This window comes from Pseudomonas alkylphenolica, from assembly GCF_000746525.1.
Classification (GTDB): domain Bacteria; phylum Pseudomonadota; class Gammaproteobacteria; order Pseudomonadales; family Pseudomonadaceae; genus Aquipseudomonas; species Aquipseudomonas alkylphenolica.
The window spans coordinates 3,055,428-3,071,699 of the sequence record NZ_CP009048.1; the positions used below are offsets into that span (position 1 = coordinate 3,055,428).

Sequence of the window (16,272 nt, forward strand, 5' to 3'; positions counted from 1 at the left end):
CCAACATTGGGGGGCAGATGAGTCGTCAGTCAAGTCGCTGCACCTGCCCGGCGTCACGCAGACGCTGCAGCAAGGCGTGACGCGCTTGCGACTGTTGCTGATCGATCAGTAGACGTCTTGCCAGTTCCAGCCCCTGCTCATCTTCGACAGAGGTAGTAGCACTTTGGTTCTGTGCCTGTTGCAAAGAATTCGCATTTGCCAGGTAGAAAGCGCGGACTTCGGCCGTATCGGGCTCCGGCACCTGAGAGGCCTGCATGAATACCTGCTGCGCAGCCAGTTCATGGCGGGTGTAGTCGGCAAAGCTGTCGCTGTCGAAACCGGCATCGGCCAGGCGCTGCTCAAAGCTTTTGCCCGTGCCCAGCGCCTGACGCAGTTGGTCGATCTGCGCGTCCACCTCACTGTCACTGATTTTGATGCCCTGGCGCTGGGCTTCCTGCCAGAGCAGTTCCTTGTCGATCAGGTCGTTGAGCGCCTGCTCACGCAAGCGCTTGTACACGCTGGGGTTGCGAATGCTGGTCAGGGCCCGACCCTGGGCTTGCAGGTAGTCGGTAAAATAGCGCTCCAGACGCATCTGGCTGATCGCCACGCCGTTGACCTGGGCTGCCGGCGGTCCCTCCTGGGCCTGCACCTGCAGCGCTACCAGGCATAGCAATAGAGTGAGCAGCTTCATGGCGCATTCACCTCCGCGACAGGACGATAGGCAGCCACCGGATAAAACACCGGGCCGGGCATTTCCAGGGTCACCACATGAGCCCCGGCCAGCCCCTGGCGGCGGCCCGGACCAAAGCTCAGTGGCGGTGTAAGGCCAGTTTGCACATCGTGCAGGCCCTCCAGTGCCTGGATCAGCTTTTCGCGGCTGGCATCACGCCCGACGCGCTTGAGCGCGTCACCGAGCAGTTGCACGGCACACCAGGTGCTGACCTGCAAAACACCCTGGCGACCATCCAGCCCTTGGCGTCGGCGCATGTCGCTCAGCGTTTGACGCCCCGCTGGCGTCCAGTCATCGGGTACGAAGGGATAGGCCAGAAACACCCGCCGCGACCAGGCGTCAGGCACTTGCGGCAACTGGCTGGAGACCTGATTGGCGGCGGCAAACAGGTAGGGCGTGCGACCGACCTGCTGCAATTGTGTAGTCAGGCGGGCGAAATCTTCGCCCTGGCCAAGAAAGAACAGCGCCTGCCCCTCTGGCGCCTGCTCGGTCAGGGCCCGGGCCTTGACCTCACGCCAGCCGCGGTTTTGCAGTTGCTGCTCAAGGTGCCGGGCGAGGCTCGCCTGAGCCGGGTCGACATAGACTATCTGCGTACCGGCCTGCTGCAACATCAGGTTGCTCTGGGCATAGTCGGCCAGGCTGAGCAATTGTTCATCCAGCCCCGGTAATGGGTCGAAGATCTGGGTACTGCCGGTCAGTAACGGCGCCGTACCAATCATCGGCATACGGGCCTGCTCCAGGCGGGAGGCCAGCGTCGCATCCAGCGCGGGTGCCAGCGGCGCAATCAAGGCGAACACCTGCTCCTGTTCGAGCATCTGTGTGAGCGCCCGCTCGGCGCTGGCCAGATCGGGTCCGGGATCGACGTTGATCAACTGCAACTGGCGGCCATGAATACCGCCTTGCTGGTTGAGTTGCTTGATCTGGTCTTCAAGCACTGCCGCCACCACCCGTGCCGGCCCAGCCAGAGCACCTTCGCCCGGCAGCATCGTACCCAGGCGCAGGGTCTGCGCCTCCACACCAGGATCGCGATCATCGGCCAGACGCTTGAGGTAGGCCGTGAGGTTGCGCTGGTCGGCCATGCTCAAAACGAAGCGTGGCATCGCCGGATCCAGACGGTTGCCCGCCGGGTCGCGGCCTTGCTGAATCGCTCGCGCCAGGCTCGACTCGGTGTAGGCCGGATAGGCCCGGCCATTGCTGCTGCGTAATCCCTGCCCGAGCGCCAGGCGTTGCCAGTTCAGCGGCGGTGGGCGTACCCCGCCCTCGGCGCGCCCCAAACCATCGGCACCGTGGCAACTGCCACAGGGCACAACGCTGGCCGGCACCAGCATGTCGGCGGCACCGACCCGTGCCGATACCTGGGCGTCGCTGCTCGACAGGCCCTCGCGGTACAAACGTTTGCCTGCCAGTTCCGCCGGTGTCAGGTCCAGGGCCTGGGCAAGGCTGCTGGCGATCAGCATCAGCAGCAAGGTCCCGGTACGCAGGGCACTCGTCATGATGTTCAACGCCCGGCCATCGGTTCAGACAGCAGTTGCAGGCGCTGGGCAATAGCCACGGGCGGTGCGTCGGGGCGGATCTTGCTCCAGCGTTTGTTGGCCACGTCGCCAGCGATCAGTTGAGTGGAATGTTGCTCGGGGCTGGGGATCAGGTGACCAAGACGCATCAGCACCAGGTCCATCTGCGCCTTGTCACCGGTCAGGAACAGCCAGTTGGGGCCGTCAACACCTTGTTTTTCGGCGAATGCCTTGAGCACTTGCGGTGTGTCGTTGGTAGGGTCGCTGCTCAAGGATACGAAGGTCACTTTGCTCGCCGCCTCCTCCCCCATGGCTTCGCGCACCTCGCGCAACTTGCGAGTGATCAATGGGCAGGCATCGTTGCAGTGGGTGAAGATGACATTGAGCAGCACCACCCGGTCCTTCAGCACATCGCTGTAGAAGCGCAGGCTGCGACCGTTCTGGTCCTGCACCAGGCTGTCGGTGAAGTAGGTCTGGGCATCATGGGTGCCCGCGGTCGGTGTGACGGCGCTGGCGCCAGGGCTTGGACTGGGGCTGGCTTGGGGGCCATGCCCTTCGTGGGCAAACGCCACCGAGCTCAAGATCCACAGGCAGGCTACCAGGCTCAGCCAGTCGACCGTGCGCATCGGCGATTTGCGCGCAGTAGCGGCGCTCATGGTTGCACCTCCTGGGCGATGGCCGTGTGCTTGGCATGTACACGACGGGCACTGAGACGATCGATTTCGCTGACCAGCAGCGCTGGATCGGTAAAGCCGTAGAACCGCGTCCACTTGCCGCTACGACCGTCGCCGACAAGGATCAGCGGCGGATGCTCGCTGAGGTTGGCACTGAAACTACCCAGGCCCTTGAGGGTTTCATTGACCGCGTAAGGCGAGCCGGTCAGCCAGCTCCAGCCCGGCCCGACCTGGAAGGCCTTGGCGTAGTCCTGCAGGCGCTTGGAGTCATCGCGCTGCGGGTCAACGCTGATCGACACCAGCTGCACTTCATCGCCGACCCGTCCGCCCAGTTGTTTTTGCACCTTGGCCATGATCGAGGACACCACCGGGCACACCGTGGTGCAACTGGTGTAGATAAAGCCCATGACTACCAGGCGGTCGGCCACCAGGTCCTTCTCCAGGCGTACCGGCATGCCGTTCTGGTCCAGCAGCTGGACATCGGCAAAGCGCACCGAGGTCTTTTCCTGGTGAGCGGCGGGTGCGGTGTGGCCACTGTGGTCATCATGGCTGCCGTGATCGACACCGCCATGGGCCTGGGCGAAACCACAACTGGCGGCCAACAGGCAGAGGCTGAACAGTCTGCAGCGATCGAGCATTTTCATCGCACACTCCTTGATCCCGAATCGGACGCTTGTTGAGCCGCGGCAGGCAGTACCCGCAGACTGGTGTAGTTTTTCTCGGCAAAGGCGCTGCCCAGCGACGGCGCTTGCACATGCAAATACCAGGCTCCGGCCTCAGCCAGCTCCAGCGGTGCCTCATAGACGCCATCGCCGACCTCATGCACGCGGCTGTCACGGGCCCGTGACGACGGTGCCAGGAAGTAGCGCACACTCAGATCCTTGATGCCGTTGCGCGGGCTGCCATTACCTTCGACGATCCGAAAGCGCGCGGTGAACGGGCTGCCCTGCACTGCCACCTTGGGTTCAAGCATGAACTCCACCTGCGGCAGCAACCGGTGCGGTGCGGTGGATGAAGCGGCCACCTCGGTGCTGAAGCAGTGAATGATCTGCGGCTGGTTGAGCAGGAAAGCCACATCGAAGGTGCCGGCAGCAGGCAGTTTGATGGTCGAGCTGTAGACCCCCGGCGCCACTTCGCGCAGGCTGCGGTCGACGACCAAGGCCGCGCGGGCATTGTGGCCGCGGTTGGCGTAACCGGACATCGGTGCGTTCATGCCTTCGGCATAGAAGTAGGTGGTGTTGTCCACCGGGTTGACCACGAACACCGAGTTCTCATCACGCGCCGCAGTCAAGCCTTGCGCCAGTGGCAGGTCACCCGCCTGGCGCGGTGCGGCAGGTCCGGCTTCGAAGCCCTGGACGATCGGCTGGCGGCCCTCGCCGAGGCTGCTCAGGTTAACCATGGTGACCTTCGGCGAAGCCAGCCCGCGGATGTAGGCATAGGCCTTGGTAAAGGTCAGCTGGTAGGGTTCGGCGGCTACCGGCAGGCTGTGGATCAACCGGTCGGTACTGGCGTCGATCACCAGCGCCTGGCTTTCCAGGGTATTGAGGACGATGCCGAAGCGCCCGTCGCTGCTGAAGCGCATCGGCCCCAGGCCTTGCTTACCCTCGATCCGGTGGCGCAGCTCATGGCTGCGGGCATCGATCACACTGATGCTGCCGTCGCGTCCGTCGGCCACATAAACCGCCTGTGACAGCGCCGAATAGGCCACCGACAGTGGATGCGAGCCGACCTTGAGGGTTTTCACCAGGCGCATTTCGCTGGCATCGATCACACTCAAGGTGCCGCTGTCGCGGTTGCTGACAAAGGCGTAGCGCGAGTCGGCACTGAAGGCGATCTCGTGATGACCGCTACCGGTGGCAAAGAACTTCATGGCCTTGCGGCTGCTGACATCAATCACCGTAACGCCACTGTGTGCCGGATCGCTGGCGTTGTTGCCGACCCACAGCAGGCGCTGGTCCGGCTGCAAGGCCACCCGCAGCGGCTGTTTGCCGGCTGCGATGTTGCCCACACGCTGGAAGGTCTCAGTGTCGATCAACGCCACTTCATCGCGCTCGGGCATCGACACGAACACCTGTTTGTCGTCGTTGCTGGCGACCCAGTCCATGGGCACGCCAGGCAGCTCGATGCGCGCCAGGGTGCTGGTGACCCCGCCGACCGAGACCGACGGATCGATCACGGTCAGGCTGGCATCCTTGTTCAGCACCAGCAAAAAGTAGCTGTTGAGGTCGAGCAACGGCCGCGCGCCGATGCTGCTTTTGAGAAACAGCGCCACCCGTGCCTTGCAGCTTTTGTTACGGTCCTTGGCGGCGTCGCCGGTCAGCGCCGGGTCCAGCCAGGCGCCAGGGGATACGCCCGACAGGGGTTGGCCACTGTTCTGGTCGGTGACTTTGAAACGCACACTGGCAAACGCCCCCTCGGTAAGCACCCCATCGCTGCCCAATGGCCGGGCTTCGAACTCGACGGTGACACCGTCGCGGCTGAGCCGGTGCAGTGCCTGCGGATCGCTCTCGGCCACACCGCCCAACTCGCTGCGCGGGTCGCACCACAAGCTCTCGTAACTGACCCCCAGGCCGATCAGCGTCAAACCTGCCATCAGGCCCAGGTACAACGGTCTATTTTTCTTGTTCATGACCTCTCCCCCTTCCCTTACTGCGCTGGCGCTGTGGTCGGTGGTGCCTCTTCGCTGACCCGCAGCAGCCCCCACAGTCCCGAGGCATTGCCGTAGGCAGCATAGTCGCGGAACAGATAGTCACCGGGTACGGCGTTGCTGCCCCCGGCACTGGGCACCATGAAGCTGAAGTGCGCAGCCGGCAGTACGCTTTCCTGGGCGCCGATGAACATCGCTTGCGGGTTGTAGCCGAAGCGCACCGAGCCGATACCTGGCAAGTTCAAAGGGTAGCCGCTGACATCAGACTTCTCAGCCTGGTAGTTATGCAGCGGCCACAGGTGGCCATCGAGCTGGTACGTAATGCCGCGGCTGCCACCGGTAGGCATCAGCACATGGTTGCGGAACGGCTGGCCCGGCTTGGCCCACAGCACCGGGGTTTGCGGGTCGCCGCCAACCAGGGCGTTGCTGTACGCCATATGGGCGTTGGGTACATCCGCCCAGCCATTGCCATCGGCATGCCCGAACGGTGCATCCGGGGCCAGGCCGAAGCGGAACCACAGTGGCTCGGTCTTGTAGTTGATGGCCATGTTGGAGTTGTCTTTCGGGTCCCCCGGTACGCCATTGCCTTCAGTGGCGATACCTTCCACCGGCCGGCCATCGGCCCAGCGCATGTTCAGCGCCCGCTGCCAGAGGGTGGCGAAGTCGCGATAGGCCGGCTGCCCGGGCACCTGCACGGTGGCCGAGGCACGGCTGGCGCTGTCTTCGGTCCAGGTAGCGGTCTGCGGCAGGATGCTCATGCCACCGATCAGGCCCTTCTGCCCCTGTTTGATGACGTCGGCCGGAGTGATGTTGAGGCCGCCGAACTCGATGGCCGTGGTGTTGATGTTGTCCACCGAACGCCCCGTCTGCATCACCGGCTTGCCTTCACGCTCCAGGTGCCCGGCGTAGTACTGGAACACCTTGCTCGGGTAGGCACCACTGCTGCCGGTGCGTGGCGGTACAGTCTGCACCGGGTTCTGGCCGACGTTGACGCCGTCCGACTTGGTGATGTCATAGGCCAGCAGTTGGGTATGCAGGCCGACATGGCTGGACGGACGCATCAGGTTGTTGTTGAAGGCGGTCGAACCTTCGCTGCCCTGACGGTCACGCTTGACCACGTTCTGCATCACCGCGGTGCTCGGCAGGTCCGTCATCACCATCGGCAGGCGGTTTTCCAGGGTGACTTTCAGGCAGTCGCCGGCAGCGGCTCGCAGTACCAGCGGCTCGATCGGCACGCCGGGCTTGAGTTTGCCGCTGACTGGGTCGAGATCGGCCTTGCGCACATAGAGGATCGCGGTCGGGTCATGCAGCGGACCGGCGTGGCCACCGATGGTGAAAGTCTCGCCATCTTCGGGGTCGGTCACCGTCACCTGCGGGATGCTGGTGCGCCGGCTGTTGTAGACCAGGGTACCGCCATCGGCCTTCAGCGGGCCGCCGACGTGCTGACCAACGCCACTTGGGTCATTGATGCTCACTCCAAGCGGATTGCTGAGGATGTCGTTGGCCAGGGCCGCGACTATTTCATAGCTGCGCTGCACGGTTGGCCGGGTGCCAATACCGTTGGCGTTGGTGGTGTAGCGCGGGCAGATACCGTCAAACGCCACGGTGTTGCGCGCCGCCATGGGCATTGGGTTGTTCGGCAAGGCGAACAGGTCGTTGCGGCTGCTGGTGTAGTTGCGCATCACCCCCCAGATACCGTTCCAGTAGCCTTCGTGGGCGGCATCGAGCGAGTACAGGTAATCACCGTTGGGCGCCGCCGAACTGGAGATCATCGATACCGGCGCCATGAACCCCAGCTGCTCGGAAATGCCCACCATCTGCGAGGCCTTCCACCCCGAGTTGGAGCTGTTGCCGAAGCCCGAGCCGTTCTGCAGCCATTTGACGCCATGCAGGGTCACGTTGTGTTCCTCTTCATGGCCACCGGCATGCATGCGCAGACGCACGTTGTCACCGGAATACGTACGCAACATCGGCGTGAACGGGTCCCCAGGTTCGGCGCCCGCCTTGTTGATGTGCGGCGGGAACAGCGTAGTGCCGCCAGTGGGGCCAACCGCCGAGGTGATTGCCGCTGGCGACATATTCATCGCCGGGATGGCACGGTCGGTACGGCTCTGCATGGCGAACGCCAGGTCACCACCGTAGCCGTCGGCCTGCATGCCGCGCTTGCCGTCCGGTGCGACCTTGTAGGGGTCGTATACGCGCAGGGCCAGCGGTTCGTTACGGTAGTTGACGACGAACATGCCCGGGTCATCCACCGAGATCGCTTGCGGGCAAGGCCGCGACGGGCATCCCGGGAACAGGCCACCGCGGGACTCGACCACTGCTTCTAGCAAGTTCGAGGCTTTCTGCCGCACAGGCGGGTTGATCGCAAAGCGGAAGGTATCAGCGGTTGCCGGGAACGCCTGTCCATTGGGAATACCGTCAGGACCGGCACCGACATACACCCCAGCCTCGTAGGCATGCTGGAAGTCGCTGTACTCCAGGAAGAACTCGCGATAGCTGTCGTTGCGACCGTCACCGTCGTGGTCGCCGGTTTTCACCACGGCTTGCCACGAGGTCGGCCCGCCGTCTTCACGCAGCGCCGGGTTGTACAGTTGCTCGCCGGTTTCGGCGTGGAACCAGGTCGAACCGGCTGGCTCGGCCAGTACGGTGGCGTACAGGCCCAGTTGCTGGTGTGTCGATGGGCCGAGGTGGTCGTGGGTGAAAATGGTCCCCAGGCCACGGTCGACGTTGTGCACATTGACCACCGGGTCGGCGAACCAGCGTTGCATCGCGGTGCGGGCGCCCATCCAGTCCGCGCGCCCGTAGCGGCCGAAGTACGGATGCGGTTTGGCCACAGGGCACTCGGCGCTGCCTTCGCGCAGGTCACCGCTGGAGCATTTGTTGTACTCGCGAATGGCGTGGATGCGTTCGACCACGGTGCCGGGCGAGAGAATGCCGTCTTCGTAGTTCCAGCCGTTGGCCGAACCATCCGCCGCGGTCAGGTCCCATTTTGGCAGGTGGATATGCTGGCCGATGACATCGGTCGGCGTGCGCACCTGATAGTCATCCATCTCGTAGAACGATGGAATCAGGTTGGTGTGCTGGTACATCACACAGTCAAAGGTGTTCATGCGCATCACCAGTGGCTCTGGTGGGCGCTGCTTGTTGATCACCGACCAGGCGTCTTCCCAGAGGGCAATGATGCGCGCCTGCGGGAAGTGGTAGCCGACCTTGTTGTAGACCGCGTCGAACTGGATGTTGGCGCCCTTGTAGATCCGTGGGCGGTCGGCGGTAAAGGTCGAGGAGCCGGTGAAGCTCATGCCATCGAGGCGCTCGCCGCTGTTGAATTCACCGACGCCGGCGGCCAGGGTCAGGCGCTTGGCACGGTCATCCATGCACGGTTCGAAGAACGGCGCGCCGGCAGTAGGCGCCGCGCCATTGGTGCGGAAGTTGCGCGCCACGGTCTGGTTGCCCGGCAATACCGCGTAGCTGGGGTGTTCGAGCTTGGAATGGAAGCTCATCGCGGCCTGTTCGACATCGGTGCCCTCTTCCGGCAGGAACACCGCTTTGGCCTTGGTGATCTGCTTGGTGAAGTCCAGCGCAGTGGTGGTCACGTCAACTTCACCACCGGCCGAGATACCGTCCAGTGCATGGCGTGGCAAGCCGCCGTCCCAACCGCCGACCTGGGCCGGATCAAGGTTGGCCCACAGGGCCTTGCCGGTTTTTTTCAGCTCTCGTGCCTTGTCCGGGTCGAGCATATCCAGCGGCGGGGTCGGCGGACGCTGGCCCACGGTGCTTTCAATGCCGCCAATCCAGAACGGATAGCCGGGGTTTTTCAGGCTGCCATCGAGATTACGGTTGGCGTCGGTACGGTCAACCAATGCCACCGAACCGACCGCCCGAGGTGCAGCATCATGCTGGCCGGAATCGTCATCGCCTTCCTCCTCGTCGTCATCATCGTTTGCAGCGACCAGGGTTTCAGCCAGTTTAGGAATCACCGCAACTTTACCGGGCATCGGCGCCATGGCCTTGCCTGGCAGCGGAACAATTGCCGGAATCGGGGTGCCAGCGATGATTTCCCCATCTGGCAAGGCACGAGCGCCAGCGGCGGGTTTACCGCTACGCAGGGCATACGGCGCGGTGTGATAACCGTCCGCGCCCTGGTTTGAGACTTCAAGCCGGGTGCCCTCTTCGAACACGTCGTGCACCCGCCACATGCTCCACATGCCCTGGGCGAAGTGCGGATAGAAGTGGCAGTGATAGATCGCATCGCCCGCTACGCGGTTGCGGTTGCCCGAGCCGCCGTTGGCGATTTCATAGGTGTAACCGACGCCTGGGCCAATGCCTTGGGCATCAACATAATCGGAGTTGTCGTCGTTGGGGTTGAACAGCCACTGGTGCCCGTGCAGGTGGAAGATGTGCTGTTCATGACCATTGTGGGTATTGCGGAATTTGACGAAGTCACCAATGTAGCTGTGGTTGACGTTGGCAGGTTCTGCCGGGAACAGCGCCATGCTGGCCTTGACCCCGACCTGGTCGGCGCTCGGCGTCTGCCCTGGGCGAATATTCTCAAGGCCGACGTTGGCTGGCACGTCCACCAGCATGGCCACGTCGCCCACCGTGTGCGAACTGAGGAAAAACTCCTCGTAGGCGCATGACAGGCAGTCATGCATCGGCCCCACGCCCAGGCGGTTGGCCACCACTTCTGCACCCATGCCGCCGGAACCGTAGTTGATCATGAACGAGTCGCGTGTCGGCTCCAGCACATGCCCCATTACCGGGTCAGCCCAATAACCGGGGAACGCCTGGGTGGCGGCGGCCTCATCGGTGAACTGCGCGGCAAAGTCGCGAAACGGCTCCAGGCGATTGGGTATCGCCGGATTGCGCTTGCCGATGCTTTCCAGCGGGTACGTCGAGGGCGGGAAGCTGCCATCGGCATTCGGGCCCATGACCACCGCGTCGGTTTCGCTGTTGATGATCTCGTTGCCATCGACCATGGCAATGATCGGCGAACCGGCCTTGCCTTCGCGGATCCAGGGTTCGCGCTGTGGATAGCGCGCCTGGTAGTCGACGATCGGCTGACCGGTCGGTGCACGGCCAGTGGTGGCCAGGCGCATCTCTTCTTCGGTCAGGGTGTTGCGGTAGGTGCGGGCATATTTCGGCAGCACCACCACCTGGCCAAACAAGCCGTTGGCGACGTTGCCGGCACCGCCCTGACCACCGAAAGTGGCGCCCTGGCTGGTGGCGGCGAACGCACCTTCGCGCTCGGCGTACAAGGTGTAGCTGCGGGTGCCACCGGGAGCGATCAGGAAGTTGCCGTTACGGCCGGTGTTGGCGGCAATGTCGCCGATGCTGTTGACCGCCTGCATGCCATTGACCTGAAAACCGACATGGCGGTCGGTGACTTGGTCATCAACCACGAAACCGTGCTCGCCACCGGCTTCATTACCTTCGGCACCTTCGTTTTCCTCGGCTTCGTTCTCTTCGCCTTCGATTTCTTCTTCGTGATCGATACCGTGCTTGTTCGGGTTGGCCTGGTAGGCCAGCAGGTTCTGCAGGTTCACGGTAAGACAGTCACCGGCCGCTACCCGCAGCACGATCGGCCGCGGCCGCTTGTCCGGGCGCAGGGTGACCTGGCCCGGCACTGCGGCGCCGCCGTTGTCCAGAGACACCTGGTTCACGTCGACTACATCGCGGCGCAGGGCGAACATCATGCCGTTGGCATTTTGCGCACCGAGGCGGTTGAACATCAGTGGCTGATCGAGCGCCACCACGTTGGCCACCAGATTGCGCTCGCAGCGCACGGCGGCTTCGCTGACGGTGTGCCAGCCAAAGGTGGCGGCGGTGATCAGCAGTGAAGTCAGGACTGAGCCTTTGATCGGAGTCATCATGGCGTGCCTCGGGTGGTGCAAGTGGACTCTGGAGAGGCATGAGCAAGCCTCGTGCCATTGTTTTTTATTGTTGTTTTTCAGTCACTTAAACTACTGAATGAATCTCAATTGGGGGTTATCCCCCGCTATTCCCCACTATTCGGGGGTGCCTCTGTGGGTGTGTGGGTGGGAGCGGGCTTGCCCCGCGATCTGATGTGGCTGACAGCCCGCAATCGCGGGGCAAGCCCGCTCCCACCGGGTCTTCCGAGCGTTCATAGCGGCGCATCCATGGCCAAGCCCTGCAAGCGCCGGTACTGACGCAGCACTTTCGGCACATAACGCTGGGTCTCGGCATAAGGCGGCACCACCCGACCACGGCGCATCACCGCATCAGGGCCGGCGTTATAGGCGGCCACGGCGAGAGTGATGTCGTTATCGAAGAGATTCAGCATGCGTTTGAGGTAGCGTGCCCCACCCTGCAGGTTCGAGGCCGGGTCCAGCGAGTTCTTCACCCCTAATTCCCGCGCGGTGTCAGGCATCAGTTGCATCAGCCCGACCGCGCCACTGGGCGAGCGCGCATTGGGGTTGTAGCGCGACTCGGCCTGGATCACCGCATGCAGCAGTGCCGCCGGCAAGTCGTTGGCCTCGGCCGCCGCCGCCACCAGCTCGGCATAGGGCATACCGGTGATCAGTTGCGCCTGGCCGCTGCCGGCCAGGCTTACCCCGGGTTCGCTGATCACCCGTTGATAGGTGCGACCCGGTCGGTGGACGTTGGACAGCACGTAGCTGCCGTCGGTCTTGATGGAGATATACACATCGGCCTGGACCTGGTGGGTCCACGCCAGCCATACAAAGAGTCCTGCAGTGAGCCAGTGCATCGTCACGCCCTCCCCGTTTGCGTTCCCCGAAAAGTGGGGGATATGCCCCGATTGCCGAGGCTTTTATCCACTGACGCAAGCACTGTGCCGCCTTGCCGGGCCCGTGGCGCAAAGGCTCGGCGCAGACGCGCACGGCAATTGCATAAGCCCTTGCAGGCGCACTACGGAGGGCCTTGTCATGAACAAAAAAAAGTACTCGCAACAAGGGTTCACCCTGCTCGAACTGCTGGTGGTGTTGGTGGTACTGGGTCTGCTTGCCGGCATCGTTGCCCCCAAGTACTTCAGTCAGTTGGGACGCTCGGAGGCCAAGGTGGCCAGGGCGCAGATTGAAGGCTTGAGCAAGGCGCTGGACCTGTATCGCCTGGAAGTGGGGCATTACCCCAATTCCGAGCAAGGCCTGCAGGCGCTGGTCACCGCGCCCAGCGATGAGAGCCGCTGGTCTGGCCCTTACCTGCAGAAAAAAGTCCCTCAGGACCCTTGGGGGCGTAACTACATCTACCGCCAACCCGGTGAAAACGGCGAGTACGACCTGCTCTCCATGGGCAAGGACGGCCAGCCTGGCGGCGACGGCGAGAACGCCGAGATCACCAGCTGGCAATAAGCGGAGGATCGACACATGCGCTACGAGCTCAAGGCATTGGGGAAATCCGGTGTGGTCCTGCTCACGCTGGACGCCCAGGACGCCGGCCAGGCCCGCCTGCAGGCCGAGCAACAAGGCTTGCGGGTGGTCAGCGTGCGTAACTGCGAGCGCTTTGCGAAGTTGCGATGGCGGCGCGCAGAAACCTTCGACCTGGTGCTGTTCAGCCAGGAGCTGACCACCCTGCTCAATGCCGGCCTGCCGCTGATCGATGCGCTGGAAAGCCTGGCGGAAAAAGAGTCGGCGCCACAGGCGCGCAAGACCCTCGGCGAGTTGGTGCGCCTGCTCTATGAAGGCAAATCCTTCTCCCAGGCTTTGGGGCAATTACCCAGCGTGTTCCCGGCGCTGTATATCGCCCTGGTACAGTCGAGCGAGAAGACCGGCGCGCTGGGGGATGCCCTGGGGCGCTACGTCGCTTATCGCAAGCGCATGGACGAAGTGCGGCAGAAGATCGTCAGCGCCTCGATCTATCCATTGCTGCTGTTGCTGGTCGGCGGTGGCGTGGTGCTGTTTCTGCTCGGCTATGTGGTGCCGCGCTTCAGCCTGGTGTTCGAAGGCCTGGGCACCGAACTGCCGTGGCTGTCGCGCTGGCTGATGCAGGCCGGGATGTTCCTGCATGCTCACCAGGCTCCGCTGGGCCTGGGCTTTCTCGGCTCGATGGCGGGTTTGTTTGTACTGCGCCGTGATCCCCGGGTACGGCGCTGGCTGAACCGCCAGATGGAGCGCCTGCCTGCCCTGCACCGGCGCCTGGTGATGTATGAACTGGCGCGTTTCTACCGCTCGCTGGGGATCCTGCTGCAAGGCGGCATCCCGATTCTCACCGCCATGGAAATGGCCCGCGGCCTGCTCGGCGTCGCTGCCAAGCAACGCCTGGAACATGCCTGTGAGCGGGTGCGCGAAGGCCTGTCATTGTCGGCGGCGCTGGAGGCCGGGCAACTGGTGACGCCGGTGTCCCTGCGCTTGCTGCGGGCTGGCGAGCAATCGGGCAATCTCGGGCAGATGATGGAGCGCAGCGCCGACTTCTACGACGAAGAAATCAGCCGCTGGATCGAGTGGTTCGTGCGTCTGTTCGAACCCTTGCTGATGACATTCATCGGCCTGTTGATCGGCTTGATCGTGATCCTGATGTACATGCCGATCTTCGAGTTGGCTTCCAGCATTCACTAGCAGCCAACGTGACAATCCTGCCCGCTTGCTGTATAGATTCGGCCACCAAGGGGAGCCCGGCAACGGGCTGAGAAACCGCTGACAGCTGCAGCGCGGTGACCCTTCGAACCTGATCCGGATCATGCCGGCGAAGGGATGGGGATTGCCAACCTGCCTTTTTGCCGGTCTCACTGCGAGGCCGCCCATGTCAGCTTTACCCGGTCTCGCTGTCGCCATCTTTGAGGACAGCCCAATGACCGAACGCTTCACCGATACCCTTCGCCGCCAGAGTGAGCCGAGCTGGACGCAATCGATCGAGCACCGTTTCGTTAACGAACTGCTCGACGGCACCCTCGACGATGCGGTGCTGGTCAATTACCTGATCCAGGACCACCGCTTCATTGACGCCTTCCTGACCTTGCTCGGCGCGGCCATTGCCAGTGCCGACACCTTCGAGGCGCGTATCCGCCTGGGGCGCTTCACCGGGGTGATTTCGGGTGAGGAGAACACCTACTTCCTGCGCGCCTTCGAGGCGCTCGGGGTCACTGAGGCGCAACGCCTTGAGGCACCCGATTCAGTGCCGACCGCGGGCTTCAAGGCGATCATGCGTGAGGCGGCGGCCACCCGTTCCTATGCTGCGGCCCTGGCGGTGCTGAACGTTGCCGAAGGCTTGTATCTGGATTGGGCCCTGCGCGCGCCAAAGCAACTGCCTCCGCGTTTCGAGCATGCTGAGTGGATCACCCTGCACGACAATCCGGACTTCCAGAGCTTCGTGGCGTTTCTACGTGCGGAACTGGACCGGGTGGGGCCGGCGCAAGCGCAGATCAGTACCGATTTCTTCCTGCGTGCAGTTGCGCTGGAACACGCCTTTTTCGACGCTGCTTACGATATCAAGGGATAAGCCATGGACATCTTTGACCGCCTGAAACAGGCCGCCGCTGCCGACTGGAACAGTTACGTCGACCACGACTTCGTCCGTCAGATGGGCGCGGGCACCCTCGCCCAGCCGGCGTTTCGCAAGTACCTGGTGCAGGATTACCTGTTCCTGATCCAGTTCGCCCGTTCCTGGGCGCTGGCCGCCTACAAGAGCCGCACGCTGGACGATATCCGCGCGGCGCAGGCAGGGTTGGCGGCGATTCTCGATGAGACCGAGTTGCATGTGCGCTTGTGCCAGCGTTGGGGCTTGGCGCCTGAGGACCTGGCCGCGACGCCGGAGCATCAGGCGACGGTTGCCTATACGCGCTTTGTGCTGGACTGCGGGGCGGCTGGGGATCTGCTGGATCTACATGTGGCGTTGGCGCCCTGTGTGATCGGTTATGCCGAGATTGGGCGTAACCTGACGCCGCAAGGGGTCGATGCGCTGGGGGATCATCCGTATCGGGACTGGATTGCCGAGTATGCTGGCGCTGGGTATCAGGGTGTTGCTACGGCAGCGCGGGCGCATCTGGATGATCTGGCCGCGCGGACGATGACTGAGCGGCGGTTTGCTGAGCTGGTCAAGGTGTTTGCCCAGGCTTCGCGGCTGGAAGCAGATTTTTGGCAGATGGGGTTGGATGCTGTTTGACTGTAGGAGCTGGCATTGCCAGCGATGCAGTCGACGCTTTCTAGCTGATACTACTCCGCCGCATTAGTGCAGGCTTTGATCGCTGTGGACTTATCCGCTGTAAGAAAGGGGCACTAAGCCCCCTTTCTTACAACGATTCCCTTTTAGCAAACGCCTGTACACATCGGTTGCATCCATGATGTTTTAACGAATGGCAATGTCTGCGTAACGCCAACTCACATCGTAAATCGCAAAAGAGTAATCGAGGTGTGAAGCGGTAATCTCTGCCCAGCGAATATTTCTTCCGGCAGGAGCGGTATATTCGAAGGTTTGCTCATGAACAAGAGGTAATTGTTGCTGAGCAACCAAACCCAAATCGTCATAAAACGCTATTGTCGGGGCCCCAACCTGAACGCCGTAAGCATGAAACCTCAAGTAGTCGACAGTGCCATCGAAGGACCATTTAACTCTAGCTGACTGTTCAATCAATAGGATTCTCCTAATACCACTGGGCCGTATGCTGGTTAGAGCAGCCGGATCCCCAGCCGAGCCTGAACGAAGTAGTTCAAGTGTAATCCGAGAAGCAACAGTTACAGGACGACCAATATAGAGATATTGATCTGGTACAGTGCTCCAATTTTCATACCCGTTTAGTCGTACTGCTATCGGTGTTAT

Annotated in this window: 12 protein-coding genes and 1 riboswitch; of the genes, 4 read left to right on the forward strand and 8 right to left on the reverse strand. The window is 62.6% G+C overall.

Annotated elements, in window-relative coordinates:
* Positions 1 to 25: 25 nt before the first annotated feature.
* The 7 genes from PSAKL28_RS13870 to PSAKL28_RS13900 all read right to left on the reverse strand — a co-directional run bounded on the left by PSAKL28_RS13870 (position 26) and on the right by PSAKL28_RS13900 (position 12,271).
* Positions 26 to 670 carry a SurA N-terminal domain-containing protein gene (locus PSAKL28_RS13870; RefSeq protein WP_038611342.1) on the reverse strand — a complete coding sequence of 215 codons (645 nt, stop codon included), beginning with the start codon at positions 668 to 670 and terminating at the stop codon, positions 26 to 28.
* Positions 667 to 2,202 (reverse strand): cytochrome c/ABC transporter substrate-binding protein, encoded by a 1,536-nt coding sequence (locus PSAKL28_RS13875; RefSeq protein ID WP_257011799.1) that lies wholly within the window; start codon positions 2,200 to 2,202, stop codon positions 667 to 669. The genes PSAKL28_RS13870 and PSAKL28_RS13875 overlap by 4 nt, the downstream gene beginning before the upstream one ends.
* Before the next feature lie 5 nt (positions 2,203 to 2,207).
* Positions 2,208 to 2,876, reverse strand: a complete 669-nt coding sequence (locus PSAKL28_RS13880) for an SCO family protein (RefSeq protein ID WP_038611345.1) — start codon at positions 2,874 to 2,876, stop codon at positions 2,208 to 2,210.
* Positions 2,873 to 3,532, reverse strand: coding sequence for an SCO family protein (locus tag PSAKL28_RS13885; RefSeq protein ID WP_096335706.1), 660 nt, complete (start codon positions 3,530 to 3,532; stop codon positions 2,873 to 2,875). Before PSAKL28_RS13885 ends, PSAKL28_RS13880 begins: the two co-directional genes overlap by 4 nt.
* Before the next feature lie 2 nt (positions 3,533 to 3,534).
* Positions 3,535 to 5,523 (reverse strand): cytochrome D1 domain-containing protein, encoded by a 1,989-nt coding sequence (locus PSAKL28_RS13890; RefSeq protein ID WP_038611350.1) that lies wholly within the window; start codon positions 5,521 to 5,523, stop codon positions 3,535 to 3,537.
* A 17-nt stretch (positions 5,524 to 5,540) separates the two neighbouring features.
* Positions 5,541 to 11,414 carry a manganese-oxidizing multicopper oxidase MnxG gene (gene mnxG / locus PSAKL28_RS13895; protein WP_038611353.1) on the reverse strand — a complete coding sequence of 1,958 codons (5,874 nt, stop codon included), beginning with the start codon at positions 11,412 to 11,414 and terminating at the stop codon, positions 5,541 to 5,543.
* A gap of 251 nt (positions 11,415 to 11,665) precedes the next feature.
* On the reverse strand, positions 11,666 to 12,271 hold the full coding sequence (locus PSAKL28_RS13900) for a lytic transglycosylase domain-containing protein (protein WP_038611356.1): 606 nt from the start codon (positions 12,269 to 12,271) through the stop codon (positions 11,666 to 11,668).
* Positions 12,272 to 12,449: 178 nt separating this feature from the next.
* Between PSAKL28_RS13900 and gspG the strand changes: the two genes are divergently transcribed.
* The 4 genes from gspG to PSAKL28_RS13920 all read left to right on the forward strand — a co-directional run bounded on the left by gspG (position 12,450) and on the right by PSAKL28_RS13920 (position 15,618).
* On the forward strand, positions 12,450 to 12,872 hold the full coding sequence (gene gspG, locus PSAKL28_RS13905; protein ID WP_038611359.1) for a type II secretion system major pseudopilin GspG: 423 nt from the start codon (positions 12,450 to 12,452) through the stop codon (positions 12,870 to 12,872).
* A 15-nt stretch (positions 12,873 to 12,887) separates the two neighbouring features.
* On the forward strand, positions 12,888 to 14,075 hold the full coding sequence (locus PSAKL28_RS13910; RefSeq protein WP_038611362.1) for a type II secretion system F family protein: 1,188 nt from the start codon (positions 12,888 to 12,890) through the stop codon (positions 14,073 to 14,075).
* A 38-nt stretch (positions 14,076 to 14,113) separates the two neighbouring features.
* A riboswitch (TPP riboswitch) is annotated at positions 14,114 to 14,228 on the forward strand.
* A 79-nt stretch (positions 14,229 to 14,307) separates the two neighbouring features.
* Positions 14,308 to 14,955, forward strand: a complete 648-nt coding sequence (locus PSAKL28_RS13915) for a TenA family protein (protein WP_038611365.1) — start codon at positions 14,308 to 14,310, stop codon at positions 14,953 to 14,955.
* Positions 14,956 to 14,958: 3 nt separating this feature from the next.
* Positions 14,959 to 15,618, forward strand: coding sequence for a TenA family protein (locus PSAKL28_RS13920; protein WP_038611368.1), 660 nt, complete (start codon positions 14,959 to 14,961; stop codon positions 15,616 to 15,618).
* A 183-nt stretch (positions 15,619 to 15,801) separates the two neighbouring features.
* On the opposite strand, the gene PSAKL28_RS13925 is transcribed toward PSAKL28_RS13920, so the two are convergent.
* The gene (locus PSAKL28_RS13925; protein WP_038611371.1) at positions 15,802 to 16,086 is read right to left on the reverse strand and encodes a hypothetical protein; all 285 of its coding nucleotides are present in this window, start codon (positions 16,084 to 16,086) and stop codon (positions 15,802 to 15,804) included.
* Between the last annotated feature and the right edge of the window lie 186 nt (positions 16,087 to 16,272).